Here is a 26,408-nt window from a genome sequence, read left to right as displayed (position 1 = left end):
GGATTTATCATGGTAAGGGATGGGCGGCGCGAAGCGCCGCCCATCCCTTATCTATTTTTCTATCGTTATTCAAGCTTTTGATATGAATCGAACTTGTTTGCTTTACCAAGGCGATCGCCCCATTCCATACCTAACTGCATGGCAATGGCAAAAAAAACTCGTTGAGGAGCGCAAACAAGCAAGAAGAGAGGGACAGGACATACCTGATGTTTTATTGCTAGTTGAGCATCCTGCTGTCTATACACTTGGTCAAGGATCAAGCTTAGAGTTTTTAAAATTTAGTCCTGATGATCCTGATATCGAATGCCATCGCATCGAGCGCGGCGGCGAAGTCACCCATCATGCGACTGGGCAATTAGTAGCCTATCCCATCTTAAACCTTGACTATCATCAACGCGATTTACATTGGTACTTACGCCAACTTGAGGAAGTCATTATTCAGGTATTGGCTAACTTTGGCGTGGATTCGCAACGTATTCAAGGTTTGACTGGTGTATGGATTAATAACGCAGGTCAACATCAAAAAATCGCTCAAGTTGGCATCAAGGTTAGTCAATGGATTACCATGCATGGATTTGCGTTAAACATAAATATGGACTTATCAGGATTTGATCGCATTGTGCCTTGTGGAATTACCGATTGCCAAGTTTGTAATCTTGATCAGTTTGTAGCAGATATTAAGTTTGTAAAGGTAAAAGAGGCGATCGCCCAAAGCTTTGGCAAAATATTTGACTTAAACATGCAAATTCCTGTTGATGTAATTCAGTAAGCCAAGAACTCAAGTTCTTGGCTAAAAGCTCAAGTCCACTGAAGTGGACTACAGAAAGATTTTAAAATTACAAAATGGCATAGCCATTTTGTAATTTAGTGTGAGTGACATCTATGAACTATCCCGATCGCACAAATCCTCACCCAATGGCAGGGTTTCCCCAAGTTTGCTTTATTCAAAACACAGTAACTAACCCGAATATCATCATTGGCGACTACACCTATTACGACGATCCTGAAGACTCGGAAAACTTTGAGCGCAATGTTCTCTATCACTTTGACTTTATTGGCGACAAGCTGATTATCGGTAAATTTTGCGCGATCGCTCGTGGTGTAAAATTCATCATGAACGGCGCAAATCACAGTATGTCAGGCATCTCCACTTATCCATTTCAAATCTTCTGGAACGAATGGAAACCACAAAATCTCGAATTTCCCTACAAAGGCGATACTGTAATTGGGAATGATGTCTGGATTGGCTACGAAGCGGTGATTATGGCGGGAGTCAAAATTGGTGATGGCGCGATAATTGCCTCCAAATCTGTGGTTACTAAGGATGTCCCACCCTATGCGATCGTTGGTGGCAATCCTGCCACATTGATTCGTAAAAGATTTGAAGATCAAGCGATCGCGCAATTACTAGAAATCGCATGGTGGAATTGGGACATGGAGAAGATTACGAGAAATCTGGATCAGATTGTGAGTGCGGATATCTCAGCCTTACAAACCTGTGTTTAAGCCTAAAAATCTATCGACTCACTAAGACAAAACCTCTTGTCTTGCCACCATCAGAATCGACAGTGTTAATAGCTTGCCATAACTCTTCTGCTTTCACCCAAACTGGTGGATATTTATAGCGAGACACATCAAGGATTAAAAAACGATCTGTTGCTTTGTCATAGGCAGCGATCGGTGAAATATGTCCACCTCTTTCTTGCTTAATAGCTTTTCGCAAATAGTTGACGATCACAAAATTGTTGGACTGTTTGAGATTATCAGCAATTAACTGGCGAAATTCTGACAAATTAGTGCTAGAGGCGTGATAGACCTTGACTTTAACATCGTGGCTTTCCAGTAATTTAGCTAATGTATCTAGATTCATGCCTCGGCGACGAATAGCATTCGCTGATGTAACTTTACTCGTTGCTTCGTTATTAAAAAAGTTGTCTTGAGTAAAAGTACGAAAATTCGGATATTCGGGTGATTTAGGGGCAGGCATATTCAAAGCATTCAGCACCATGACCATGCTAGCTACTCCACAAAAAGCTTGATTTTGCTGCGTGATGAAGTGGATACTCAAAGGGAAATAATCCGTCCGATTCTGACTGTTAATTAATAACTTTTCACCTTCAGCAGAGTTAAATGGAATTAAATTTGGCGGAAGTTCGAGGGTTTGGGCAAGACTGGAACCTCCAATCGATAAACCCAGAATTAAAGCTTGGATGGTAGTAATTGCAGAAAGTTTCATACACTTTATTTTGAACAATTAATCGTTTGATAAAAAGTGAAAAGATCGGCTACTGATTTAGGGAAATCTTGTCAAAATTATATAGCTATAGATATTTCACCAAAAGAGAGTTGCGGCGCGTAGCGCCACAACTCTCTTTTGAATTTGTCCTAACATAATTGGCTAACACTATAAGTAGCTCAGCATAAACTTAGAGGTGCGACAAATATTTTTGCTGGACTACACAGCATTTTCTTTAAGGAAGATTCTATTGAGATTAAGCAAATAGCGAGATTACGCACTCACTATTTGCTTACTTCAAGTTTATTGAGTTTAATTTACCCGAAATTAACTGCAAATCATTGCAATTAGCTCGTTGCAATATTTAAAGAAGCCTGTATTTCTGCTAATGGAGTTTCCCATAATTTGTTCCATTGGATGCCAAATAGAGGTTTTGCACGTTTTCCCATCATCCATCCTTGAGTTAATCCATCCATAATCTGATCACAGAGTTCTACATCATACATTGCGGTTTTGAGTATATTTTTCGCAAGCAGAGCCAGAAATAAACGGTCAGGAGTAATCTGTGCAGTATAAAAAGCTTCTAATTGAACTTCACCTGCTTTATCAGTGTCAGATCCAGTTACAACGTGCCAGATATCATGAGTTTCGGCAATATGAATAGACAAAAAATTCATTGGATCACTGACAACCACATTAATAGGCAATGGATTTAACCCATTTCTAAGCATGTGATCAGCGTACCTATACCCAAGCGTATAATTAGGTAATTGATGCAATAGCTCTAGATCTATTTTTCCGAGCAAAGGCTTGTCTACAAAAGCTTGTTTGCCTGTAGGTGACAAGCTGAGAAATGCAATAATATTTTGATTTGTAGCTTGATCATTAATAAAATGGGAAAGCCTACCAATGTCCGCAAAGTTTCCATAAGGAGTTTTCACTAGTTGCAGAAAGCTTTCTAGAATAGATGTTTCTTGAGACTGCTCCATACTTTTTAATATTAATTAAAAATACTAAAAATAATAATATACTACTTTGGATACTACAGCATTTACTTTAAAAAGGCATAGATAAAAAATATTAATTAGGATCAAAAAATGTCTAAGCTAAGCGATAATTTTTTTAAGTTTTCGCTTTGTAGAAAATAAAACAATAATGATTTTTAGAAAGAAAAGTTGAATGACTAAAATAGTCATTATCATTAAAGAAGTAATAAAGTATCAAACTCTGCATGATACTTCATTACTTCTTTAATGTTACATAAACTACAAAAAACTTGTAAATAAAGAAATATTGATTATGATCAAAACAACGCCAAATTAAACGTCCCAAATTAAATGTCAAATTCAAAGAGGCTCAAATGATTTCTACGAACAGCAAGATAGGCATTATCGGCGCAGGAACATCAGGGGCTTATCTTGCCAGTTTACTTATTCAAGAAGGATTTCAGGTTACCTTGTTTGAGAAAGCACCAGTAGTCCGTACCGATGGATGTGGCATTCTAATCGTCCAGTCGGGAATGAAAGCACTGCATGAGGGGAACCCTAAAATCACTCAAAAAATTATTGAAGCTGGTAATCCTGTTAAATTGTTTGAGTTCCGTAATCTTAAGGGGGGATTCGTCAATTCAGAAACTGTTACTTATGCGGAAGATGAACTGCCAGGAATGCTCGTCCATCGCAAGGCAATTTTAGAAGCAATTCTCGATACTTTACCAACTGATCGCATTAAATTTAATGCTCAATTGTCGGCAATCACTCAAACCGATCGTAGTGCGATCGCCCATTTTAAAGATGGCAGTCAATGGGAAGGAGATTTAATTATTGGTGCGGATGGGATTCTGTCTAAGGTGCGTCAGTCTGTCGTTCCCAATGTTGAGCTTAACTATCTTGGGGATCTGGTTTGGCGCGGAATTGTTGAAGATCATAGTTTCTGTCCCGAAGGTAACTTTTTTGTTTATGTACGTGGTCGCGGTATTTACGCCAATTTCTTTCATATTGATGATACTCATACCCATTGGGGATTCTTTATCGAAACTGAACAAACGGATGCTGAGAAGGGAATACTCCAGCCGATTAATACAACTATTCCTGCCCAAGAATTAGCGAAACTTCCAGAAGATGCGCGAAAGGTAATTGAATCAACACCTCCAGAAACGATGATTTGTCGTTACTCCTACGATATCGATCCCTTACCACAGCTATATGATGGTCGCGTGCTTTTAATTGGTGATGCGGCTCACGCGAAGAGTTCTACTCGCGCTAGAGGCATGACTTCTGGATGGGAAGATGGTTTGTTGTTAACGCAATATCTCAAATCTAGTGCCAGTATTGACGAGGCTCTCGAAAAATACCAGACCGAGAGATTACCAATTGTCCATGAATATCAACGCTCCAGTCGCGAAGTAAGTCGAAAAATCGGTCGTCGTTAACAAATTTGAGAGAGTGTGTCCCTTCGGGACGCACTCTCTCAAAAAAATACAAAGTTGTTCAGAAAAAACAAATTAAAGGATGACAACCTCTGAAATTGCTCCAGATTTAGAACAAGTTCCTGAAATATTTACCCGTCATATTGGCACTTGGAAGGGCGAATATATTAAAACTGATAAGCAGGGACATTTTTCGCGTAGCTTTGTCGGCAGCTTTACGATCGCGATCACAGGTAATCAGTATCAACAGGTGAATAAGTATGAATACGCCGATGGTTCGTGCCTTCAGCTTGATTTTGAAGGAAAATTTGTAGATCGAATTTTACAAATGCGTTCTAGTAGTTACTCTGACTTTGAGGCGATCGCATGGGATGCAGGTCAAGACTTAGTTTGCTTTCGGGCAAATAAGACTCAAGATGGTGCGCTCATTACCTTTATAGAAACAATGACTCTACTAAGCGAAAATCATCGCGTTCGCAGCACCCAAGCCTTTAAGGATGGAGTTTTTGATGGGATTTCCTTTATTGAGGAAATGAGGATTGCTTAGGTCAACGACTAGAACCAATAGCAATTTGGAAAAGCAAATAAACCAAGAACTCAAGTTCTTGGCTAAAAGCTCAAGTCCACTGAAGTGGACTAAAGAATACTATTACATAACCCGTTTCAACGGGTTTGAGCTTTTAGCCCGCACTTGAGTGCAGGGCTACTGCTATTTCGATTGGTTCAGCGATCGAAAATTGCTGGCATAATAGCGATATTGCGATCTATTGCCGAAACCTTGAATCAATCCTATTTTCAGTCCGAATATTTACTCTTTGCCCCCACTACACCAGACCATGATGCAGTAAATATTGTCTTTGCTTTCCCCAATACCTACACCGTGGGAATCACCAGCTTAGGCTATCAAGGAGTTTGGGCAAACCTAGCCACGCGAGCGCAAGTTAATGTCAGTCGTTGGTTTACTGATGCCCATGAGGATTTACCACGCCAGATTGAGATCTTGGGCTTTTCATTTTCGTGGGAACTGGATTATGTCAATATTCTTGCTGCATTAAAAAAATTTGAGATTCCCATTGATACTTGCGATCGCACTGATGAGCATCCATTAGTTTTTGGTGGGGGACCAGTCCTCACCGCCAATCCTGAGCCATTTGCCGCATGGTTTGATATTGTGCTACTGGGTGATGGCGAAGAATTAATTGGGAACTTCCTCAAGGCTTATCAAGAAGTTCGTCATGCTAACCGTGAAGTAAAATTACGTCATTTAGCAAAACTAGATGGAATATATGTTCCGCAGTTCTATGCAGTTACCTACGAATCTGATGATGGTGCGATCGCTTCCATTCAACCCATTGATTCGGATATTCCTGCCACAGTTCATAAACAAACCTACAAAGGCAATACTCTCTCAGCTTCTACGGTTGTGACCGAAAAAGCAGCATGGGAAAGCATTTTTATGGTGGAAGTGGTGCGGAGTTGTCCAGAGATGTGTCGCTTCTGTTTGGCAAGTTATCTCACGCTTCCCTTTCGGACTGCGAGTTTAGAGTCAAGTCTGATGCCTGCGATCGCTAAAGGACTAACTGTAACTAAGCGCTTAGGTTTGCTCGGTGCATCGATTACCCAACATCCTGAATTTGATACTTTACTGGATCATCTTGCTCAGCCGCAGTTTGATGATGTGCGCCTCAGTCTAGCCTCGGTGCGTACCAACACACTGACAGAAAAATTAGCAAGAATTCTCTCTACCCGTGATAGTCGTTCTGTTACTATTGCGATTGAAAGTGGTTCTGAACGTTTGCGGGAAATCATTAATAAGAAGTTGCATAATGATGAAATCAAGCAAGCGGCGATTAATGCTCAGGCTGGCGGTTTGAAATCTTTGAAGCTCTATGGAATGGCAGGTGTGCCGATGGAAAATGATGACGATATCGAGCAAACCATCGACATGCTAATTTCCTTGCGTAAGATTGCACCAAAATTAAAGATTACCTTTGGTTGCAGTACCTTTGTTCCGAAATCCCATACGCCTTGGCAGTGGCAAGGTGTCAGCACGACCGCTGAGAAGAAGATGCAGTATTTCCGTAAGAAGCTATTACCAAAAGGGATAGATTTTCGTCCTGAGAGTTACAAAGATTCGCTGGTGCAAGCGCTTATTTCGAGAGGCGATCGCCGTTTGACTAAGTTATTGATTTTGGCTTGCAGCTATAGCGATGGGGATGTACCGAGTGATGGGTCTTACAAACGCGCCTTTAAGGAATTGCGGGGACAGTTGCCGCCCCTTGCTTGGTATGTGCATGAGGATTGGGATGTGAATCAAGTTTTACCTTGGCAGCATCTGCGGAGTGCGTTGCCTGTGGAGACGTTGATCAAGCATCGCGAATCTTCTTTTGCTAACTGAAAAGTGTCGCTGGATCGCTAGTTTAGACTTGCGATCGCTTTGAGAATAAATGTAGTATGAAGCTAGGCTATAGGAGGCTAGGGTATGATTTCACAATCTAATACAAAAGTCGCGATTATCCGCACTGAGAGAGGGTTAACAATATCTGGCAGTCGCATTACTCTTTATGATGTGATGGACTATGTGAAAGCTAAATATCCTGCTAAGTTTATCCAAGGTTTGTTTGAGCTTACGGATGAGCAAATTAATGCGGCTCTATCCTACATTGAGCTAAATCGTGATGTGGTGGAAGTTGAGTATGCTCAAGTGGTTCGAGAGACTGAAGAACTTCAAGTATATTATGCTGATCAAAATCGCGATCGCCTAACTAGTACTGCTGCAAAGGTAAAAACTGGTAATGAGGCTGCTTGGAAAAAGCTTGAGAACTTGCGATCGCAGCGTGAGCTAAAAGTTAGCGTTTTGTAATGCGATCATCTTTCATGTAATCTGTATTAACAAAATAATCTGCAATGGTGAGATGTGAGACCTCAAGTTGTTGTTGATACTAATGTTATTGTTGCTGGATTAAGATCTAGACGAGGGAAGGCATTTCAGCTATTAACTCTGATCGGTACAGAGTATTTTGATATTCATTTGTCAGTACCTCTGGTATTTGAATACACGGAGGTTTTATTTCGAGAATTGTCAAATCTTTACTTGGGAAGAGATGAAGTAGATGATATTCTTGACTTCTACTGCACGGTTGGTATACACCACGAAATTTTCTTTCTATGGCGACCATTTTTAAGAGATCCCAAGGATGATATGGTGTTGGAGCTTGCGGTTAAGGCGAGATGTGAGAGTATAATTACATACAACACTCGCGATTTTGCTGGTGTTGAGCAGTTTGGATTAAAAACGCTTGAGCCTTCGGAGTTCTTACGCTTGATAGGTAAGTGATCATGAGCATTGTTAATATTCAGATTCCAGATTCGCTACATAAAAGCTTGAATGAGCTTGCAAATCGTGATGGAATTTCTATCGATCAGTTTGTGTCGTCAGCGATCGCTGAAAAAATTGCGGCTTTGATGACTGAGGGATATCTTAAGGAACGGGCTAAGAGGGGAAGTCGGGCAAAGTATGAGGCAATTTTGGCTAAGGTTCCAGATGTTGATCCAGAAGTATATGATCGATAGGCGATCGTGTAACAAAATTATTCGTCTATATTCAAAAACAGTTAAACTAAACATATTGAAATCATATTTCTGTTGGAGTTAATTATTGGTGGTAAGTGGCGTAGCATTGTATAAAACTTCGCAAGGATGGGAGTTTTTAAATGAAGCAGCATTGGAAAAATTTATTTGGGAAAATCTAGAACACTTATTTAATTTGACTGGGTTAAAGCAACAATATATATCCAAGGGGGAAATATGTGACATACTTGCTGTAGACATTAACAGAAGACTAGTTATACTGGAACTAAAAAATACGGAAGATCGGTATATAATTCAGCAGTTGACTCGTTACTATGCAAATATTCTAGAAGAAAGACCGTTCCAAGACCAAATTAACTACTCTCTCCCAATTCGCTTAATTTCAGTTGCGCCTAGTTATCATAGACATAACTTAATTGACAAAGAACATAGCAAACTCTCGTTTGAACTTCTTAATTTTTCTGTAATAGAAGAGGATCAAAGTTTCTATTTTCTTCTCCAAAAATATGGAGACACCTTTTTCCAAAAAAAGTATCTCATCCCATATCAACCTATAGAAACAAAATTTCCAATCAATATTCCTGAGCCTCCACAACTATTGATTAAATGGTTAGGTAGCTGTACAAAGCAAGAGCAAGAAGGATTCTTAAAGACTAGAAATAAATTGCTTTCTTCTAATCATAGAATGAAAGAATTTTCTGATGGAAAGTCTATACAGTATGGTTCAGGCAAAACAAGGCTGTGTGCAGAAATACTTTTTCAGAAAAGTTTGCAAAAGCCAATCCTATTTTTGTGGCTCCCTACTCCAAGCACATATTCATATCCATGGCGTGAATTCAAAAAAATTGTAGTTGGTCGTTTACGTGTTTGGACTAATGGAGAAACCATTTCTCATTTAGGTCATGTTCCAGAAGGTTTTGGCAAGATGAAGACAAAATTAGAATGGTCGCAAGTTCCTCCTGAGAAACGTCCTCGTATGATAGAGAATCTTTCCAGTAAATCGCGGACTCCAGTTAGTATAGAGTTATACTTAGGATGTCGTGATAATGAAGAAAAGCCAGATTTTTGGGACGTGTTGTCAGAATTAGCCATAGAAAAGTGGTTAGGTAAATAAATCAACAAAAATATTGTGATTTTTGAAATAAGAATATTGAAATGATTGGACTATTTGAACTTTTACAAAAAGTTGAGAAGAACTCAGGAATGTATTTAGGTCGTCAATCAGTTAGCGATCTATTTATGTTTTTAGCTGGATATGAATTTGCACGAAGTCAGATTAATGAAGAACTTACCCAAGCAGAAGAAGACTTTTATAACGAGTTTCAGCCTTGGCTACAGCAAAAACTAGGCGTAAGATCCGTTACCTCATGGGCAAAGCTAATCATGCTATCCTGTCACGATGAAAAGACAGGCTTTGAAATGTTTTTTAAATTCCTGAGAGAGTTTCAAGTACGCGATCAAGTTAAAGAAGCAGTAACGGCTTAGTTGATAGAAATCACTTTCTCTCTAAATTGAGACTTTCTTGATAAGATAATTTACATAATCTTCCTTAGCATCAAGTTCATCCATTCCAGTCGTACTTTTAGCTATACCTCTAAGGCTCGACAGATTACCACGTTTTACAATTGGTTGAGACTCGCGTTTTAGTGACTCTAGAAGAGTTTGCACCAACTGCCAGCGATCGCTAATCGGCAATTGCAACGCCTGTTTTTGTAGTTCTTGTGATGTCATAACAAAGAATTTAAAGCTTGATTTTTATAAATTGTAATCTAGTTTAAAAATACGCAAACACAGAAAGCATAAGTATACTTGTAGTAAGTTATTGGACTAAATCTAAGCCCAAGACTGAATCTAATGCAGCTAGTACAACAATGCCGCAAATCGCTCATGCATCAAAATAAAATATCTAAGTTATCCACGTATCGAAAAAAGCGACAACCAACCCACCAGACAGCAACGCTTACCGCGCATAATTTAGTGAGTTGATAAGGCGATCGCCAAAAGATTTTATACTTAGCCTTGGATCTATTGAAAAAATATCAAGCATGAGTCAAAAAGAAGTAATCCGTAGCGCCAATGCTCCTGAACCCGTTGGTCCCTATAACCAAGCGATCGCTGTTTCGGCAACTAGCAAATTAATTTTCATGGCAGGACAAATTGCGATCGATCCTGCCGTTGGCAAAATCGTTGCTAACACAGTTGAAGAACAAGCCGAACAGGTAATCAAAAATATTCAAGCCGTTCTCGCTGAAGCAGGCGCAGATATCACCAACGTGATTAAAACCACTGTGTTTCTTGCAGATATGGCAGATTTCCCCAAAGTAAATGCGATCTACGGTAAGTATTTTCTAGCTCCATTCCCTGCCCGTTCTACGGTTCAAGTTGCTCGACTGCCCCTCGATGCCCTTGTCGAAATTGAGTGCATTGTCGCCATCTAACGATCCTAACAGTAGGGTGGGCATTGCCCACCTTATTCAATTAATCAATCAACTAGAATAGTTGAAAGTGTCAAAAAGCGTACCGTTATGCAATATCAAATTTTTGTCCAAAGTCAGTCTCAACAAAGCTTTGTAGCTTCAGTTGTGGGTATGTCGAGCGTAACAACTGAGGGCAAAACCGAGGAAGAAGCAATTTCCAAGGCTAAGTTGGCTCTAGAAACTCAACTAGCTAGGGGTAAATTTGTAAGTGTAGAAGTAAACTCAAATATTGAGTCTTATCATCCTATTCCTAAAAGGAAGTATGCAGGAATACTGGCTAATGATTATAGCTTTGATGATTTCATGGAGAAATTGACACGTATCCGTGAAGCAGCGAATCTAGAAGTAGATATCTGATGAAAAAATATATTTTTGACACAGATCACCTTAGTCTTTATGGACGTGCTAACCCATATCTAATTGCGAAACTTGAAGCAACTCAAATACAGCTACATACGACTGTTATCAATGTTGAGGAACAATTAAGAGGTCGTCTAGCTCAGATTTCTGAAATAAAAGATGGAGAAAATCAATCTGCGGCTTATCGACTTCTCTCAGATACAATTTTAATGCTGTCAGATTTTGATGTCTTGCAATACAATGCTAAAGCCCGTGAAATTTATCAATCATTAAAAGCTCAACGTATTCGTGTTGGTACACAGGATATGCGTATAGCTTCAATAGTGATTGCCTATAACGGTATCCTTTTGACCAGAAACCGACGAGACTTTGAAAAGATACCGAATCTAATGATTGAAGATTGGACAGTATGAATTTTATCTTTGTATTTTATTGAAAAATTATTTAGGAATTTCAAAAAATGAAAAGTTTGTGGAGCGATCGCGAAGCTGCTGAATATAAAACCGATTTAGGCTTAAGGGTATATACATCAAGGTTATTGGGGCGCGATCCATCACTAGTTTTACATGGTGGGGGCAATACTTCCGTCAAAATCCGTGAAAAGAATATTGTTGGCGAAGAAGAAGAGATTCTTTATGTTAAAGGAAGTGGTTGGGATTTAGAAACCATCGCTGAAGCAGGTTTTGCCCCTGTACGGATGGCACATTTATTGAAATTAGCGAAGTTACAGGTTCTCTCTGATTCGCAAATGGTGAATGAACTGAAGACGCAAATGACTAAGGCAAGTGCGCCTGCGCCATCAGTAGAAACAATTCTCCATGCGAGTTTGCCTTATAAATTTGTCGATCATACCCATGCCGATGCCGTCATTTCGGTAACCAATACCGCGAATGGATGGGAACGTATTCAAGAGATCTATGGCGATGATGTGGTGATCATTCCCTATGTGATGCCGGGGTTTGACCTAGCGCGAGTCTGTGCTGAGAAATTTGCGGCGGAGAAAAGCGATCGCACGATTGGTATGGTCTTAATGAATCACGGTATTTTCTCCTTTGGCGAAACTGCACAGGATTCCTACGAGAGAATGATTGCGTTAGTTGATCGCGCAGAGGCTTATCTCAAAAAACATTATGCTTGGGAAATTTCACCACCAGCTTCTCTGATTAGGGAAAGTGAGCAGAGATTAGAGATTGCCAAACTACGCACTGAAGTTTCTCAAGTCGCAGGGTTTCCCGTAGTTATCAGTTCCCATACCGATGAGAAGAGTCTAGCCTTTTCTCAAAGAGGAGATGTCAACATCATTTCTCAACAGGGTTGCGCGACTCCCGATCATGTGATTCGCACGAAGCGCTTGCCCCTAGTCGGCAGAGATGTAAAAGCTTATGCGGAATCCTATCGCGCTTATTTTGCCGAAGAAGCTCCTAAATCAGCCCAACCAGTAACGATTCTCGATCCTGCACCTCGCGTGATTCTCGATCGCCAGTTAGGGCTAGTGACTGTTGGTAAATCCGCAAAGGATGCCAAGATTGTCGCGGATATCTATGAACATACAATGGAAATCATCCAGCGATCGCAACTTTTGGGTGGCTATCAAGCATTACACGCTAGCGATATCTTTGCGGTGGAATATTGGGAATTGGAACAAGCAAAACTCAAAAAAGGTGGTTCCTCTCCTGCTTTTACAGGCGAAATTGCCTTAGTCACAGGAGCAGCTTCAGGCATTGGTAAAGCTTGCGTAGATTCACTATTAAAGCGTGGTGCGGCAGTTGTGGGCTTAGATATTAATCCCGCCATTGAAAAACTTCATGATCGCCCCGATTTTGTGGGCATTACTTGCGATGTCAGTGATGAAGGTGCGATCGCTAATTCCCTTGATCAAGCTGTCAAAGCCTTTGGCGGTCTAGATATTCTCATTCTCAATGCAGGGATTTTCCCCTCTGGTTGTCGCATCGAAAATCTGGATACTGCCACATGGCAAAAGGTAATGCAGATCAATCTTGAAGCAAATCTAGTCCTCATGCGTGAAGCTTATCCATTGCTGAAACTTGCGCCTAATGGTGGTCGCGTTGTGGCGATCGGTTCCAAAAATGTCCCTGCCCCTGGCCCTGCGGCGGCGGCATATTCTGCATCCAAGGCGGCGCTCACTCAATTAATGCGCGTTGCGGCTCTAGAGTGGAGTAGCGATCGCATTCGCATCAACACTTTGCATCCTAATGCAGTCTTTGATACGGGCATCTGGACAGAGGAAGTATTAACTTCTCGCGCCAAGCATTACGGCTTAACGATTGAGGAATATAAAACCAATAATCTGCTGAAAGTGGAAGTGACGAGTCGCCATGTTGCCGAACTTGCCGCCGAGATGTGCGGTGCATTGTTTGCCTGTACGACTGCGGCTCAAGTTCCCATTGATGGCGGTAATGATCGCGTAATCTAATATCAAAAAGAGAAAGGCGGCGCGAAGCGCTGCCTTTCTCTTTTTGGTAATAACTGTTGTTACGTGGAACTCAGATAATGAACCTCTTGCTGCTAGCATAACAGGGCAACCACGGGGGGATTGCCCCTACCTGTAAATTTTAGATCTTGTAGGGGCTGTGCCCCCGTGCCAGCCCTAGACTTACGCCATCGCAAGAATTCTTTCCACGTAACATCAGTATTAAGTAACTTTTAAGGATTTAATATTGAAAGCACATTTGTACCTGTGACCGTCACAGTCTGTGATTCGAGATTAGCTACAGCGCGATCGCCGCTAACATTGAGATTTTTGTCGGGTTGTTTATAGACGATATTACCCTCGGCTGTAATCGTTTTTGTGGGAATTAGCCATTCCACTTTGTCGGCATTAACAACACCTTGAGTAGAACTAAAACTTGCTGATACTTGCCCCGTGAGATTAATCTGTTCCTTTTCGATTTGAGCTTCTCCCTTTTGAGCCTTTACAACAATGCCCCGACCCTTACTAGTTCCAGTAAAGGCTACTGGTAGAGTTACCAACTTTTTCTCAAGATTCCAAATGGCTTGAGCCGCCTCGATGTCAACATCTAGATTCGGATCTTTAGCTTTGATATCACCTGTAAAAGTAACTTCCTTTTTCTGAATATCCCAATTACCTTTATTGGCAGTTAGTTGCAATTTATCTTTGATTTGAATTACAGAAATCGGAACATCCGTAAACACGCGATCGCTCTTTGCATCCCAAGTGACTTTCTCACTCTTCATTTCCAGTGGGGGCTTTACCGCAGTCACAATTACTTGTTTTTCTAGGCTGTACACATTCGTACTAGGTTTAGCCGTTAATTCTTTGCCTGTCATGGTTAGCTTGTCCTCAGGCTTATCAATCTGAATTTTGCCTGTGGCTTTGAGCAAATCTTCTTCCGATTTCCAGACCATGCGATCCGCTTTCATATTGATCTTTTCTTGGACAGCGATCGCCTTAATATTGCCATCTAGGGAAATTTCTTTACTAATTTGATCGATAGTTCCCTTATCGCCAGTGGTTTCCATGAGTAGTTCCCCATCGCGATAAAATTTCCCTTCGACATCTTCCACATCGGCAATTTTGCGATCTTCCCGATAGTTAGCGCGTTTGGCTTGAATTTCCCAAAGCAGTTTGCCATTTGCGTCAAATTCGGTGAGGGTAATATTTTGAAGGCTTGAGCCAGCAGTTTGGGCGGTTTTATTGAGGCTAGAAATTTCGGGGCGCAAAAATATAAACCACCCCAGCCCAAACATCAGCACCGTTAACACAAAGAGAGTGATAAACAGGCGCAAATTACGACGACTAAATATTTGTTGCATGATGCTTCTTGATAAAGTTAGGTGATTTGCGCCGTGCTTTGCACAGTGAAAATTATAGTCAAAAACCCATTTTTTTGTGAGTCTGACAAAGTATCTCTGACAAAAAAATACTTCTTGAGCTTTATTATTGCTTCATGGCGATCATTTCTGCCATATCTTCAGGTGAGATCGCCCCAAGATCATTCTGATGATGAGCCAACTTAGTGATCGCCTCATCTAGGCAATCAAAGCCATCTTGCACCGACTCAATCCGACAGAGGCGATCGCGCAGAGCCGCCGCCCCCACAAAACCCTTGGCATACCAAGTCATATGCTTACGGGATTGACGAATCCCACGAATACCTTTGTAATCCCATAGCCCTTGTAAATGCTCTTTGGCAACTTCTAAGCATTGGATAGATGTTGGCTTTGGTAAATATTCACCCGTTTTTAAAAAGTGATCGACCTCGCCCACCAAAAACGGATAGCCCAGAGTCCCGCGTGAACACATCACCCCATCCGCACCCGTTTGCTCTAAACAAGCGATCGCCGCCTCTACCGAGAAAATATCCCCATTAGCAATCACAGGAATCGTTAGCACCTCTTTCACTTTACGAATCCATTCCCACTTGGCAATACCTGTATAGCCCTGCGATCGCGTTCTGGCATGGACGGTGATCATCTTTGCCCCAGCATCCTCCATGCGCTTAGCAAAGTCCAAAATCGTAATTTCTGCATCATCCCAGCCGATCCGCGTTTTTACAGTCACAGGAATATCCACAGCATCAACCACCGATCGCACAATTTGCTCGGCAAGCTCAGGCTGACGTAACAGAGATGAGCCGCCACCCTTTTTCGTAATTTTATTGACGGGGCAGCCCATATTAATATCTACGGTGTCCGCACCCTCAGCAACCGCCTTTTGCGCCGCCTCTGCTAAAAAATCGGGACGACAATCAAAAAGCTGAATACTAATCGGTGTTTCATGGCGATCGATCTCCATCAACTTGGGTAAAGCCTTCATGTGATGCAAATCCGTAGCGCTGATCATCTCGGTATATAGCATCGAATCAGGAGCATAGCGCCGCACTAACCGCCGAAACACCAGATCTGTCACCCCAGACAATGGCGATTGCAACACTCGACTTTTGAGGATGACATTACCAATAGTTAAAGGTTCAGTGAATTTTTGCGGTAATTTTGATAGACCAGAAATCATGTCTGCAAACTTTGCCCTAAAGTTGATTATTTTTTGCTTTCTTGGGCGCTATATACAAAGGTATAGTAGTTTTAATATTTTTTGTGACTCTTCGGTTGCGAGCGATCGCACTTAGGGCTTTGCCGTAAAATAAAGAACCGATTTTTGATGGCGCGGCAAAGCCGCGTCATCAAAAATCGGGTTCTTTATTAGATTGCATCCCCCTCACGTTAATAAAAACACATTGATTAAATAAAATTAAGGAGAAAAAATTTGTCTAAAAAACATCCAGTTATTGCGGTAACAGGTTCATCAGGTGCTGGTACTAGTACCGTTAAGCGAGCTTTTGAACATATTTTCCGTTTAGAAAACATTCAAGCGGCAGTTATTGAAGGTGATAGCTACCACAAATTCAATCGCTTAGAAATGCGCGAAGCCATGAAACAAGCTGCGGCTGAAGGTCGTAGTCTCAGCCATTTTGGTTTGAATGCCAATTTACTAGATAAGCTTGAAGCTCTGTTTCAGGAATATGGTGAAACTGGTGGTGGTCAAAGACGTTATTATCTGCACAGCACCGAAGAAGCTGAGTATCACAATGGACGCTTAGGTACGAACAATCAACCTGGCGAATTTACCCCTTGGGAAAGCATCGAAGCTGGTACCGATGTGCTGTTTTATGAAGGTTTACACGGTGGTGTCGTTGCTGAAGATATTAACCTTGCTCAATATGTTGACCTATTGGTGGGCGTAGTTCCGATTGTGAACTTGGAATGGATTCAAAAGATCCACCGTGATAATGCTGAACGTGGCTATAGTGCTGAAGCAATTGTTGATACAATTTTGCGTCGGATGCCAGACTATGTAAATTACATTGCGCCTCAGTTCTCGAATACGCACATTAACTTCCAGCGCGTTCCTACCGTTGATACTTCCAATCCTTTCATTGCTCGCGATATCCCTACCCTTGATGAAAGCTTTGTAATTATCCATACCAATCGCTGCTTCCGTGACAAGTTCCAAATCGATTTCCGTTATTTGCTAGACATGATCCATGATTCCTTCATGTCTCGTCATACCACCTTAGTTGTCCCCGGCGGTAAGATGGGTATGGCAATGGAACTGATTCTCCAACCATTGATCGATTCTCTTGTAGTTGAATCGAAAAGCCTGCAATCATAATCAAAAAAGGGGCGCTATGCGCCCCTTTTTTGTGCTTATTTTAGCGATCGCGCCAAGCCTGTTCTACAAATTGTAAAAACTCTGCTTGAAATCTCTCGGTTGAGAAGCGCATCGCATTTTCGTGACAGGTTGTCGGTGATATACGATCGCTATTCTGCTCAAATTCAAGCACTGCCGTACGGATACTCGCCACCGTCTGCTCCGCAAAAAATACACCCGTGGGGCGATCGCAATCTAAGCCACGTACTGATTCACATACACCACCACGACCATAGGCAATCACTGGTGTACCGCAGGCTTGTGCCTCTACAGGTGTAATCCCAAAATCCTCCTCAGCCGCAAATACAAAGGCTCTCGCCTTTTGCATATATTCGCGCAAAGCTTCTGGTTCTAGATGACCAAGAAATTTAATGTTACTGCTTGCCTTGGCGCGAATTTTTGCCATTTGTTCTCCATCACCAATGACAATCAAGGAGCGATCGCCCATCTGCGAAAAAGCTTCTACAATCAGATCAATGCGCTTATAGGGAACTAATCGGGAAGCAGTGAGATAGAATTCTTGCTTTTGTTTGCACAGTGTGTAATTTTGCAGATCTACGGGTGGATAGATTACTGTCGCCGATCGCCGATAGACTTTATGAATCCGACGGGCAATAAATTCAGAATTTGATACAAATAGATCGACTCCATTGGCTGTGCGCGTATCCCAAATCCTGATTTGATGCAAGATCCATCTTGCAATCCAGCTTTTAATTCCCCGTTCTAAATTTGATTCTTTAAGATATTGATGTTGCAGGTCCCAAGCGTAACGGATGGGGGAATGCACATAGGAAATATGTAATTGATGTGGCGCAGTTAATACGCCTTTGGCAACAGCATGGGAACTAGAAATAATTAAGTCATATGCTGATAGATCAAGCTGCTCGATCGCTAAGGGCATGAGTGGCAAATATTGGCGAAATTTAGCTTTAGCAAAGGGTAATTTTTGAATAAAAGTTGTCTTAACTGGTTTATTTTGAATAAAGCCCCGTTGCGAATCATTGAGAAAATCTACGACCGCAAACAGATCAGCATGGGGAAATAAATTTAAAATCTGCTCAACTACGCGCTCCGATCCTGCGTAGGTCACAAACCATTCATGAACGATCGCAATCTTGAGATTTTCTAAGTTTGGCATAATCAATTTCTAAGGTAGGGTGGGCAATGCCCACCTTATTAATTTTTGGTGTGGGTGTTCCTCCCAGAGAAGAATTAACGTTGCGGCGCGAAGCGCCGCAACGTTAATTCTTCTCTGGGAAGGGTAACCTATCTCAGTGTTAATAATTATGGTTAAAATAGCAACGTTGAACGGGTCTACCTTATGAAGTTTCACAGATTATCTTCAGCATTGGCATCTGTTGGTCTAGCGATCGCTAGTATCACAGGGTTTTCCGTTGTGACATTTTCTTCGCCAATGACTAAGGCGGCGATCGCCCAAGAAGCTGCACCGAATGTAACAACAACATCAAGTGCCAACGAGATCGCTTTAGCTAAACATTTACGTAAAATTGGCGCAAAGCTATACACTGCCTATTGGTGTCCCCATTGCCATAGTCAAAAACAACGCTTCGGCAAAGAGGCCGTCAAACAATTAGAGGTGATTGAATGCGATCGGCGTGGTGTCAATCCTCAAACTCAACTTTGCCGCGATAAAAGGGTTCGTTTTTATCCTACATGGGAAATCAATGGCAAACTCTATCCCGGAAATCACTCCCTAGAAAGCATTGCCAACTTTTCAAAGTATCGTGGCAATCTATAGTATTTTTCCAATGCTCGTAAGCTCATTGAAAAATAAAGGATCTTGCAAGATATGTCTTTACATGCATTAATTGAGTCCAATGCATTAAATCGCTAAATTGGCAACTAGTAGTTGCGGGAAACTTGCTAGTGTAGTTACCGTCCTACTAAAAAATAGTAATTTTCCGCATAAACATTGTATATAGGTTAAGAAGGTATTTAAGTAAGCCCTTAATTTTGATGATTAATTGCTTATTGATCTTCCCGTTATTTTGATTACCGCGAACCTTGCAGGCTAATATGTCTACCCTTGTTATTGTCGAATCGCCCACTAAAGCCCGCACCATTCGCAACTTTTTGCCTGCTGGATATCGAGTAGAGGCATCTATGGGGCATGTGCGCGATTTGCCACAATCAGCTAGTGATATTCCTACCGAACTAAAGGGTACGGAATGGGCTAAGCTCGGCGTTAATGTCGATGCTGACTTTGAGCCACTCTACATCGTGCCAGACGATAAGAAAAAGATCGTCCGCGAACTCAAGTCAGCGTTAAAAGGTGTCAAGGAATTGATCCTAGCAACTGACGAAGACCGTGAGGGGGAAAGTATTTCTTGGCATTTATTGCAAATTTTGCAACCCAAAGTACCAATTAAGCGCATGGTTTTCCATGAGATCACCTCTGAGGCAATTAAAGGCGCATTAAAAAACTGTCGCCAGATTGACGATCGCCTTGTCCATGCCCAAGAAACACGCCGCATCCTCGATCGCCTTGTGGGTTACACCCTCTCTCCTTTGCTGTGGAAAAAAATTGCATGGGGTTTATCGGCTGGTCGCGTGCAGTCTGTAGCCGTGCGGTTAATCGTCAATCGTGAACGTGAACGACGTGCTTTTAAATCTGGTAGCTACTGGGATTTGAAGGCAAATCTCTATGCGCCGAAACAGGAATTTCCTGTGCAGCTAGTCTCGGTCGGTGGCACAAATGTGGCTACAGGTAAAGACTTTGACGAATCGACAGGCAAAATTGCCAGAGGTCGCCAGGTTTTATTGTTGGATGAAGCGGCGGCGATCGCTTTGCAACAGCGTTTAAATGGCAAAGTCTGGTCGGTGAGCAATCTAGATGAACGTCCCACCACCCGCAAGCCTTCACCACCTTTCACCACCTCGACATTGCAACAAGAGGCTAACCGTAAATTGCGTCTATCGGCAAGGGACTCAATGCGAGTAGCTCAAGCCCTGTACGAGCAAGGCTTTATCACCTATATGCGTACTGACTCGGTTCATTTGTCACAACAGGCGATCGCCGCCGCACGGACATGTGTGACCAAGATGTACGGCAGTAACTTCCTCAGCAAAGAGCCTCGCCAGTATGTGACTAAGTCCAAAGGCGCACAGGAAGCTCACGAAGCAATCCGCCCCGCAGGTGAAACTTTTCGTACTCCTCAAGAAACGGGGTTGTCAGGACGGGAATTAGCGCTCTATGACCTAATTTGGAAGCGCACAGTTGCCTCACAAATGGCGGATGCTCAGTTAACCATGCTCAGCGTGCAGTTAACCGTTGAAGATGCGATTTTCCGAGCTTCAGGCAAACGTATTGATTTCGCAGGATTTTTCCGCGCCTATGTCGAAGGCTCCGATGATCCAGATGCTGCCCTTGAAGAAAAAGAGGTAATGTTGCCGCCGCTCAAAATTGGCGATCATCCTGTTTGCCGTGAGTTAAATACGGTCGGACATGAAACTCAACCTCCCGCCCGCTATACTGAAGCGGCTCTTGTGAAAATGCTCGAAAGTGAAGGTATCGGTCGTCCTAGTACCTATGCCAGTATTATCGGCACAATCTGTGATCGCGGCTATGTGCAGCTTGTGAATAATGCGTTAATTCCCACCTTCACGGCTTTTGCTGTCACCAGTTTATTAGAAGAGCATTTCCCCAACCTCGTCGATCCTAGTTTCACTTCTAAAATGGAACAAACCCTCGATGATATTTCTACGGGTAGTGTGGAATGGCTACCCTATCTCAAGAAATTTTATTCGGGTGAACAAGGCTTAAGCGGACAGGTAAAGTCTCGCGATAGTCTCATTGATGGCGAAGCGGCGCGGACAGTACGTCTTGAAGGCTTAGATGATGATGTTAAAGTCAAAATCGGTAAGTTTGGTGCTTACATTCAAGTTGGAGAAGGTGATCACACGGTTAATTCTTCCATTCCTCAGAACCTCACTCCTTCTGATTTAGTGCCTGAAAAGATTGAACTTCTACTCAAACAGAAGCTAGAAGGTCCCGATCAAGTCGGTATTCATCCAGAACTGAATGAGCCAATTTTCATGATGATGGGGCAGTATGGTCCCTATGTACAGCTAGGTCAGGCGACGGAAGCAGTTCCTAAACCTAAACGTGCCTCATTGCCGAAGGGTATGCAGCCTGAGCAAGTTACCCTCGATCTTGCTGTCAAACTGCTAGCTCTGCCACGTACCTTGGGCGCACATCCTGATACTGGTAATCGGGTGTTTGTGAATACGGGACGTTTTGGTCCCTATGTTTGTCACACCAAAGGTAATGGCGACAAGGACGACAATCGATCGCTAAAATCGACTGATGATCCCTATACCATCACCTTTGAACGAGCCTTAGAACTACTATCGCAACCAAAGACTTTGCGTGGAGCGGCGGCAGCGAAAGTATTGAAATCGCTTGGCAAACATCCTAGTGATGATGAAGCGATCGAGATTCTTGATGGTAAGTATGGTGCATACGTGAAGCATGGCAAAGTCAATGTATCTCTAACTAAGGAGCAGACCGTGGAAGGACTGACGTTAGAAGAGGCGCTATCGATGTTGGCAAGTAAGTCTGGTAAAAGCACTAGTAAGCGCACTAAGTCTACGTCTAGCGAGCCTAAGAAAACTACCACGAAAAAGACTACTACCAAGTCCACCGCAACTAAAGCAACAACCACTAAGACCGCTGCTAAAACTACTAAAAAAGCCGCAACTACCAAAAAGGCTGCTGCGACTAAATAAAAGAAAAGCGGCGCATCGCGCCGCTTTTCTTTGCCCAGAGTGATGGCGGCACATCGCGCCGCCATCACTCTTTTGGATTTTTTATACGAGTCTGACTAATTTCGCACTCAAGTCCCACAAGCGTTCAGCTCTAGCATCATCACGGGCTTGGGGAGAGACAGTCTGCACAAAAGACTTACCATCCTTTTTCTGACGATTACCCCAACTCCAGTAGGCTCCAGATTGGCGATACTCAGGATCAGCGAGGACAGCAGCAACTCTTTCGCCTGATAGCTCCTGAGTGACATATCCCTTAGTGATGTTCTTTTGGAATAGTGGGAATAGTTTTTGAAAGAGAGGGTAGTGATTACGGAAGAGAGGTGTGTCAGCGACACAACCAGGGTAAAGGGAAGTAAAGGTAATCCCTGTGGATTCATGGTAGCGGCGATGCAATTCACGCATGGTCAAGATATTGCAAACCTTGCTCTCTTTGTAGGCGCGAACTGGTTCAAACTTTTTGCCATTTGCCATCGAGATCGGTGGTTTGAAGCCCTTCTCAAACCCTTCAAGATTACCAAGATCAGGTTGTGGAGGAATCTTGCCGCCCAGTTCGTCGGGGTTGTGGGTGACAGTTCCCAAAATAACCATACGGCGATCAGGATGGGTGGACTTTTTCATGTCCTCTAGCAGGAGATTGCAGAGGAGGAAGTGACTGAGGTGATTGGTGGTCATCGTCAACTCAAAGCCTTCAGGCGATCGCAAGGGTTCTTTGAGTAAAGGCATATAGATCGCAGCATTGCACAACAATGCATCAAGGGGCTTTCCTGTCGCTCGGAATTTAGCCACAAATTCGCGCACACTGACCAAAGAACCAAGATCGACTTGGATGATCGTGTAGCTATCTTTAGGAATACCGACAGATTCGGCGGCTTTTTCGGTTTTGGGGATATTGCGGCAAGCCATAACGATATGCCAGCCTTTATCTGCCATTGCTTTGGCTGACCATAAACCAACGCCTGAAGATGCACCTGTAATAATGACTGTAGGTTTGTGATATTGTGACATTTTTAAGAGTTAATTTATAGACTTTGACTAGAATTTTACAGCGATTTGGGATTAAGCGACAAATGGGAGTCAAAGCTTTACGCTGAGAGTATTTGTGGAATATTAATGGCGATCACCACTAAGCGATCGCTTAGCGTAGCTCATACCTCTAAGATTTTGCACAGATACTTATAAACCATTACCGATCGCCAAAAATGCTGACCAGTAATTAGGATGATTGAAATTAGGTGATTTAATCAGAGAAACTTGCGCTCGTCGTAATGCTTCCGTAACCGTGACATCGCCTTTTTGTAACTCTTGATAAAACGCTGCCATCAGAGCTTGTGTACCAGCATCATCAACCTTCCAAAGAGAAGCGATCGCCTGTTTTGCTCCTGCTTTCTGCACTTGATAACCAAATCCCAATATTTCTACCCCATCACCGAGTTTGCCCACCCCAGTCTGACAAGCACTCAACACAATCAACTCTATATTTGGAATCTGCCAATCGGTGATCTCACTTAAGCGAATTTTGTCGCCATTGCCGAAGATGATGAAGGAGTTATCTGGTACACCAGTATTAAACTCAGCATGGGTAGCAAGGTGCAGCACATTATGATTTTTGAATTTTGATTCGATCGCTTGGCGGCTAAATGCTTCTTCGGTTAAGGTAACTGAGTTTCGGAATGAGTTAGCGATCGCTTGGACTTCCTTAAGGGTTGCAGGTAAGGCTATTTGTCCAAACTTGCGATCGCCAGCTTTACCGCCAAATGCTCCTGCGAGGATGTTAGGTTGAATTTTGGGCTTTGGTGAAAAATCGGAGAGACTGTAGGCAATCAGATTACTAATGCGATATTTCTCCGCTAACCATTGTTTGCCGTCATAGAGAGCCGCAAGGGGAACATAGCGCAAGATGCCATCGGGAGCATAGAGAATAGTTTCCGCTTTTGCCATAATCAGTTCATTCTCAATCGGTTTAATTAGCACGTCATAAAGAGCCTTAGAAGCATCTTTGACATCTTCAGAACCAGCATCAAGCAGTCCTGCTCTATATTCAATGATCAATGATTCGAGCTTAGCTTTGGAGATCTTGACAGTGCGACTGATGGGGAGGCTGCTAGGTGAGAAGAAAATTATTTCTAGCTGATCGCCTAAAATCAATGGATAGAGTAATACTGTTCCCTGTGGAATTTGTTTGAGGTAGTCTGGGACTTTGTTGATCTCGGATTTAGGAAGTTGCTGGATCTGTCCCGCAAGTTTCCGATTAAGTTCAGGAGCTTTTTCATTGCTAATCGCTAATATCTGAGAGCTAATCGCTTTCTCTGGCTCTAAAATCCTCACACCCTGCGTAGTTCTATCGCTACCTTTGATATTTTTAAGATAGTCTTCAAGTTCTTGGACTTTGAGAAGATCGAGAACTTGCAGAGCTTCCATGATCCGACCTTGATTAAGCAGTAAGCTAGCCAGTTCTTTGTAGCTGCTAGAAATAGTGCCTAAATAGGATCTTTGATCTTCTTTATCGAGCTTACGAATATCTTTGCGAATTGCTTCGCGCACATTGATCGATTGTTTGTAAAAGAGAATTGCGATTTCGGTTTGCTTGGATTTTGCAAATACTTGTCCGAGGTTTCCAAGCGCATAACCTTCGATACTGCGATCGCCAATCTCTTTAGCAATGGTCAATGCTTGCTGATAGGAAGCCAACGCTTCGCGATCGCGATTTAGAGCATTGTAGGCATAGCCCAAACTATGCAAGCCATACATTTCCCCACTGCGATCTTTGATTTCCCTTGCAATCTCCAAAAATTGCAGATTGTACTCAATCACCTTGTCATATTTGCCGAGATCATAGTAAGGAGCGCCCAAATTTCCTAGCGCTTGTCCTTCACTGAGGCGATCCTTGATTTCTCTAGCGATCGCTAAGCTTTGGAGATGAGACTCAACCGCTTTGTCATATTTACCAGAAGAATAGTAGGAATTGCCTAGATTGCCTAACACTATGCCTTCACCGCGTCGATCCTTGATTTCCCTAGCGATCGCTAAGCTTTGGAGTTGGTACTCAATTGCTTTGCCATAGTTAGCAAGGTTACGGTAAGCAATGCCCAGATTGCCTAGCGATGCTACTTCACCGCGCCGATCTTTGATTTCCCGCTTGATTTCTAAGCTTTGGAGTTGGTACTCAATCGCTTTGTCATATTTACCCAGAGAAACATAAGTGATCCCCAAATTTCCCAGTACCTCACCCTCTCCCTGCCGATCTTTGATTTCTCTGGCGATCGCTAAATATTGCAGTTGAGAATCAATCGCTTGGTCATATTTACCGAGGTTTTTGTAAGCAATACCCAGATTTCCTAGGGCTACACCCTCACCGCGCCGATCTTTGATTTCTCTAGTGATCACTAAGTATTGCTGATAGTACTCAATTGCTTGGTCATATTTGCCTAATGCATTGCTAGCAGCACCCAGATTGCCCAGTGACTGAGCCTCACTCAGCCGATTTTTGACTTCCCTTGCGATCGCTAAGGTTTGCAGTTGATACTCAATAGCCTTGTCATATTTGCCGAGAGCATAGTAAGCACCACCCAAATTCCCCAATGACTGTCCTTCACCAAGGCGATTTTTGAGTTCTCTAGCAATCTCTAAACTTACCAGATAGTTCTCAATTGCTTTTTCATATTGCCCGAGATTTTGGTAAGCAATACCCAAATTCCCTAGTGTCGCACCCTCAGTCTGTCGATCTTTAAGTTCCCTTGCGATCGCTAAGCATTGGAGAAAGTACTCAGTCGCTTTGTCTGATTTACCAAGCGCAAGATACGCATTGCCCAGATTTCCAAAGGAATTTGCTTGACCGCTACGATCACCCATTGTTTTAGCAAGTTCGGCTCTTTGGAGTTGGTAATCAATCGCTTTGTCATATTTACCAAGGGAAAGGTAAGCAAGTCCCAAATTGCCCAATGCTGCGCCTTCTCTGGAACGATCTTTGATTTCCCGATAAATGGTCAATGCTTGCTGCCATGATTGAAAAGCCGCATCAAACTGGCTAAGTTGAAATTGCTGATTTCCTTGATTAAATAGCAGATCTCCTTCCACTTGGCGAGACTGTAATGTTTGTGTTTGGGCACTTTCACTGATCACTACTTGCCCACCAGTTAAAAATGCCAACATCGCCATACCAATAGCTTTATTCATAGCCAAAATCCTCATATTTACAGCAATTACTGATCGAAAGAGTCACAAGGGATTTTTTAAAAGTGTTGTTTCGCAACGCTTTTAAAAAATCCCTTGGTTTGGGTTTGAGTGCAAAGCGCTGGATATCAAAACCCGCGATCGCCTAAAGCATAAAGCTATATCCTG

At 42.5% G+C, this 26,408-nt stretch carries 25 protein-coding genes; 17 read left to right on the top strand and 8 right to left on the bottom strand.

Annotation, left to right across the window (positions count from 1 at the left end; all coding sequences use genetic code 11):
- Positions 1–82: 82 nt before the first annotated feature.
- Positions 83–769, top strand: coding sequence for a lipoyl(octanoyl) transferase LipB (gene lipB, locus ABM313_RS15960; protein WP_434684168.1), 687 nt, complete (start codon positions 83–85; stop codon positions 767–769).
- A 113-nt stretch (positions 770–882) separates the two neighbouring features.
- Positions 883–1,506 (top strand): Vat family streptogramin A O-acetyltransferase, encoded by a 624-nt coding sequence (locus ABM313_RS15955; RefSeq protein ID WP_434684167.1) that lies wholly within the window; start codon positions 883–885, stop codon positions 1,504–1,506.
- Between the two features lie 10 nt (positions 1,507–1,516).
- On the opposite strand, the gene ABM313_RS15950 is transcribed toward ABM313_RS15955, so the two are convergent.
- Together ABM313_RS15950 and ABM313_RS15945 are read right to left on the bottom strand one after the other, a co-directional pair.
- Positions 1,517–2,236 carry a phytochelatin synthase family protein gene (locus ABM313_RS15950; protein WP_434684166.1) on the bottom strand — a complete coding sequence of 240 codons (720 nt, stop codon included), beginning with the start codon at positions 2,234–2,236 and terminating at the stop codon, positions 1,517–1,519.
- A 347-nt stretch (positions 2,237–2,583) separates the two neighbouring features.
- The gene (locus ABM313_RS15945) at positions 2,584–3,225 is read right to left on the bottom strand and encodes a Coq4 family protein (RefSeq protein ID WP_434684165.1); all 642 of its coding nucleotides are present in this window, start codon (positions 3,223–3,225) and stop codon (positions 2,584–2,586) included.
- Between the two features lie 371 nt (positions 3,226–3,596).
- Here ABM313_RS15945 and ABM313_RS15940 point away from each other — a divergent pair, with 371 nt between their 5' ends.
- The 8 genes from ABM313_RS15940 to ABM313_RS15905 all read left to right on the top strand — a co-directional run bounded on the left by ABM313_RS15940 (position 3,597) and on the right by ABM313_RS15905 (position 9,740).
- On the top strand, positions 3,597–4,667 hold the full coding sequence (locus ABM313_RS15940; RefSeq protein WP_434684164.1) for an FAD-dependent monooxygenase: 1,071 nt from the start codon (positions 3,597–3,599) through the stop codon (positions 4,665–4,667).
- 79 nt (positions 4,668–4,746) lie between these two features.
- Entirely contained in the window at positions 4,747–5,211 is a 465-nt protein-coding gene (locus ABM313_RS15935; RefSeq protein WP_434684163.1) for a hypothetical protein, read from the top strand.
- Between the two features lie 231 nt (positions 5,212–5,442).
- Complete coding sequence (locus ABM313_RS15930; protein WP_434688496.1) at positions 5,443–7,062, top strand: B12-binding domain-containing radical SAM protein; 1,620 nt, start codon at positions 5,443–5,445, stop codon at positions 7,060–7,062.
- An 84-nt stretch (positions 7,063–7,146) separates the two neighbouring features.
- Positions 7,147–7,527, top strand: coding sequence for a DUF433 domain-containing protein (locus ABM313_RS15925; RefSeq protein WP_434684162.1), 381 nt, complete (start codon positions 7,147–7,149; stop codon positions 7,525–7,527).
- Positions 7,528–7,581: 54 nt separating this feature from the next.
- Positions 7,582–8,001, top strand: coding sequence for a putative toxin-antitoxin system toxin component, PIN family (locus ABM313_RS15920; protein WP_434684161.1), 420 nt, complete (start codon positions 7,582–7,584; stop codon positions 7,999–8,001).
- A 2-nt stretch (positions 8,002–8,003) separates the two neighbouring features.
- Positions 8,004–8,237 (top strand): toxin-antitoxin system HicB family antitoxin, encoded by a 234-nt coding sequence (locus ABM313_RS15915; protein ID WP_434684160.1) that lies wholly within the window; start codon positions 8,004–8,006, stop codon positions 8,235–8,237.
- An 88-nt stretch (positions 8,238–8,325) separates the two neighbouring features.
- Positions 8,326–9,369: a recombinase RecB gene (locus tag ABM313_RS15910; protein WP_434684159.1), complete on the top strand. Its 1,044-nt coding sequence runs from the start codon at positions 8,326–8,328 to the stop codon at positions 9,367–9,369.
- Between the two features lie 41 nt (positions 9,370–9,410).
- Complete coding sequence (locus ABM313_RS15905) at positions 9,411–9,740, top strand: hypothetical protein (protein WP_434684158.1); 330 nt, start codon at positions 9,411–9,413, stop codon at positions 9,738–9,740.
- Between the two features lie 21 nt (positions 9,741–9,761).
- Here ABM313_RS15905 and ABM313_RS15900 read toward each other — a convergent pair whose 3' ends face one another.
- Positions 9,762–9,986, bottom strand: a complete 225-nt coding sequence (locus ABM313_RS15900) for a hypothetical protein (protein WP_434684157.1) — start codon at positions 9,984–9,986, stop codon at positions 9,762–9,764.
- Positions 9,987–10,300: 314 nt separating this feature from the next.
- Between ABM313_RS15900 and ABM313_RS15895 the strand changes: the two genes are divergently transcribed.
- From ABM313_RS15895 to ABM313_RS15880, 4 genes are all read left to right on the top strand, one after another.
- Positions 10,301–10,693, top strand: coding sequence for a Rid family detoxifying hydrolase (locus ABM313_RS15895; RefSeq protein WP_434684156.1), 393 nt, complete (start codon positions 10,301–10,303; stop codon positions 10,691–10,693).
- An 87-nt stretch (positions 10,694–10,780) separates the two neighbouring features.
- Complete coding sequence (locus ABM313_RS15890) at positions 10,781–11,089, top strand: type II toxin-antitoxin system HicB family antitoxin (protein ID WP_434684155.1); 309 nt, start codon at positions 10,781–10,783, stop codon at positions 11,087–11,089.
- A complete protein-coding gene (locus ABM313_RS15885; RefSeq protein ID WP_434684154.1) occupies positions 11,089–11,505 on the top strand; it encodes a type II toxin-antitoxin system VapC family toxin in 417 nt (138 codons plus the stop codon). Before ABM313_RS15890 ends, ABM313_RS15885 begins: the two co-directional genes overlap by 1 nt.
- Positions 11,506–11,552: 47 nt before the next feature.
- Positions 11,553–13,526 carry a bifunctional aldolase/short-chain dehydrogenase gene (locus ABM313_RS15880; protein WP_434684153.1) on the top strand — a complete coding sequence of 658 codons (1,974 nt, stop codon included), beginning with the start codon at positions 11,553–11,555 and terminating at the stop codon, positions 13,524–13,526.
- Positions 13,527–13,756: 230 nt separating this feature from the next.
- Here the strand turns inward: ABM313_RS15880 and lptC are convergent, their stop codons facing one another.
- Positions 13,757–14,887, bottom strand: a complete 1,131-nt coding sequence (gene lptC, locus ABM313_RS15875; protein WP_434684152.1) for an LPS export ABC transporter periplasmic protein LptC — start codon at positions 14,885–14,887, stop codon at positions 13,757–13,759.
- Between the two features lie 124 nt (positions 14,888–15,011).
- Positions 15,012–16,085, bottom strand: a complete 1,074-nt coding sequence (gene dusB, locus ABM313_RS15870; protein ID WP_434684151.1) for a tRNA dihydrouridine synthase DusB — start codon at positions 16,083–16,085, stop codon at positions 15,012–15,014.
- 252 nt (positions 16,086–16,337) lie between these two features.
- On the opposite strand from dusB, the gene ABM313_RS15865 reads away from it, so the two are divergent.
- Positions 16,338–17,243, top strand: coding sequence for a phosphoribulokinase (locus ABM313_RS15865; RefSeq protein WP_434684150.1), 906 nt, complete (start codon positions 16,338–16,340; stop codon positions 17,241–17,243).
- A gap of 40 nt (positions 17,244–17,283) precedes the next feature.
- Here the strand turns inward: ABM313_RS15865 and ABM313_RS15860 are convergent, their stop codons facing one another.
- A complete protein-coding gene (locus tag ABM313_RS15860) occupies positions 17,284–18,420 on the bottom strand; it encodes a glycosyltransferase family 4 protein (protein WP_434684149.1) in 1,137 nt (378 codons plus the stop codon).
- Between the two features lie 183 nt (positions 18,421–18,603).
- On the opposite strand from ABM313_RS15860, the gene ABM313_RS15855 reads away from it, so the two are divergent.
- On the top strand, positions 18,604–19,041 hold the full coding sequence (locus ABM313_RS15855) for a protein disulfide isomerase family protein (protein WP_434684148.1): 438 nt from the start codon (positions 18,604–18,606) through the stop codon (positions 19,039–19,041).
- A 278-nt stretch (positions 19,042–19,319) separates the two neighbouring features.
- Positions 19,320–22,031, top strand: a complete 2,712-nt coding sequence (gene topA / locus ABM313_RS15850) for a type I DNA topoisomerase (protein WP_434684147.1) — start codon at positions 19,320–19,322, stop codon at positions 22,029–22,031.
- A gap of 81 nt (positions 22,032–22,112) precedes the next feature.
- Here the strand turns inward: topA and ABM313_RS15845 are convergent, their stop codons facing one another.
- Both ABM313_RS15845 and ABM313_RS15840 read right to left on the bottom strand, forming a co-directional pair.
- Positions 22,113–23,075, bottom strand: coding sequence for a protochlorophyllide reductase (locus tag ABM313_RS15845; protein WP_434684146.1), 963 nt, complete (start codon positions 23,073–23,075; stop codon positions 22,113–22,115).
- Positions 23,076–23,243: 168 nt separating this feature from the next.
- Positions 23,244–26,243, bottom strand: coding sequence for a CHAT domain-containing protein (locus ABM313_RS15840; RefSeq protein WP_434684145.1), 3,000 nt, complete (start codon positions 26,241–26,243; stop codon positions 23,244–23,246).
- Positions 26,244–26,408 lie beyond the last annotated feature (165 nt).

Origin of the sequence: Pseudanabaena minima str. Chao 2107 (genome assembly GCF_051131155.1) — a bacterium.
In the GTDB taxonomy this organism is placed as follows: domain Bacteria; phylum Cyanobacteriota; class Cyanobacteriia; order Pseudanabaenales; family Pseudanabaenaceae; genus Pseudanabaena; species Pseudanabaena minima.
The sequence above is the reverse complement of the archived record's forward strand: the minus strand, read 5'-3'. Positions and strand labels throughout refer to the sequence as shown.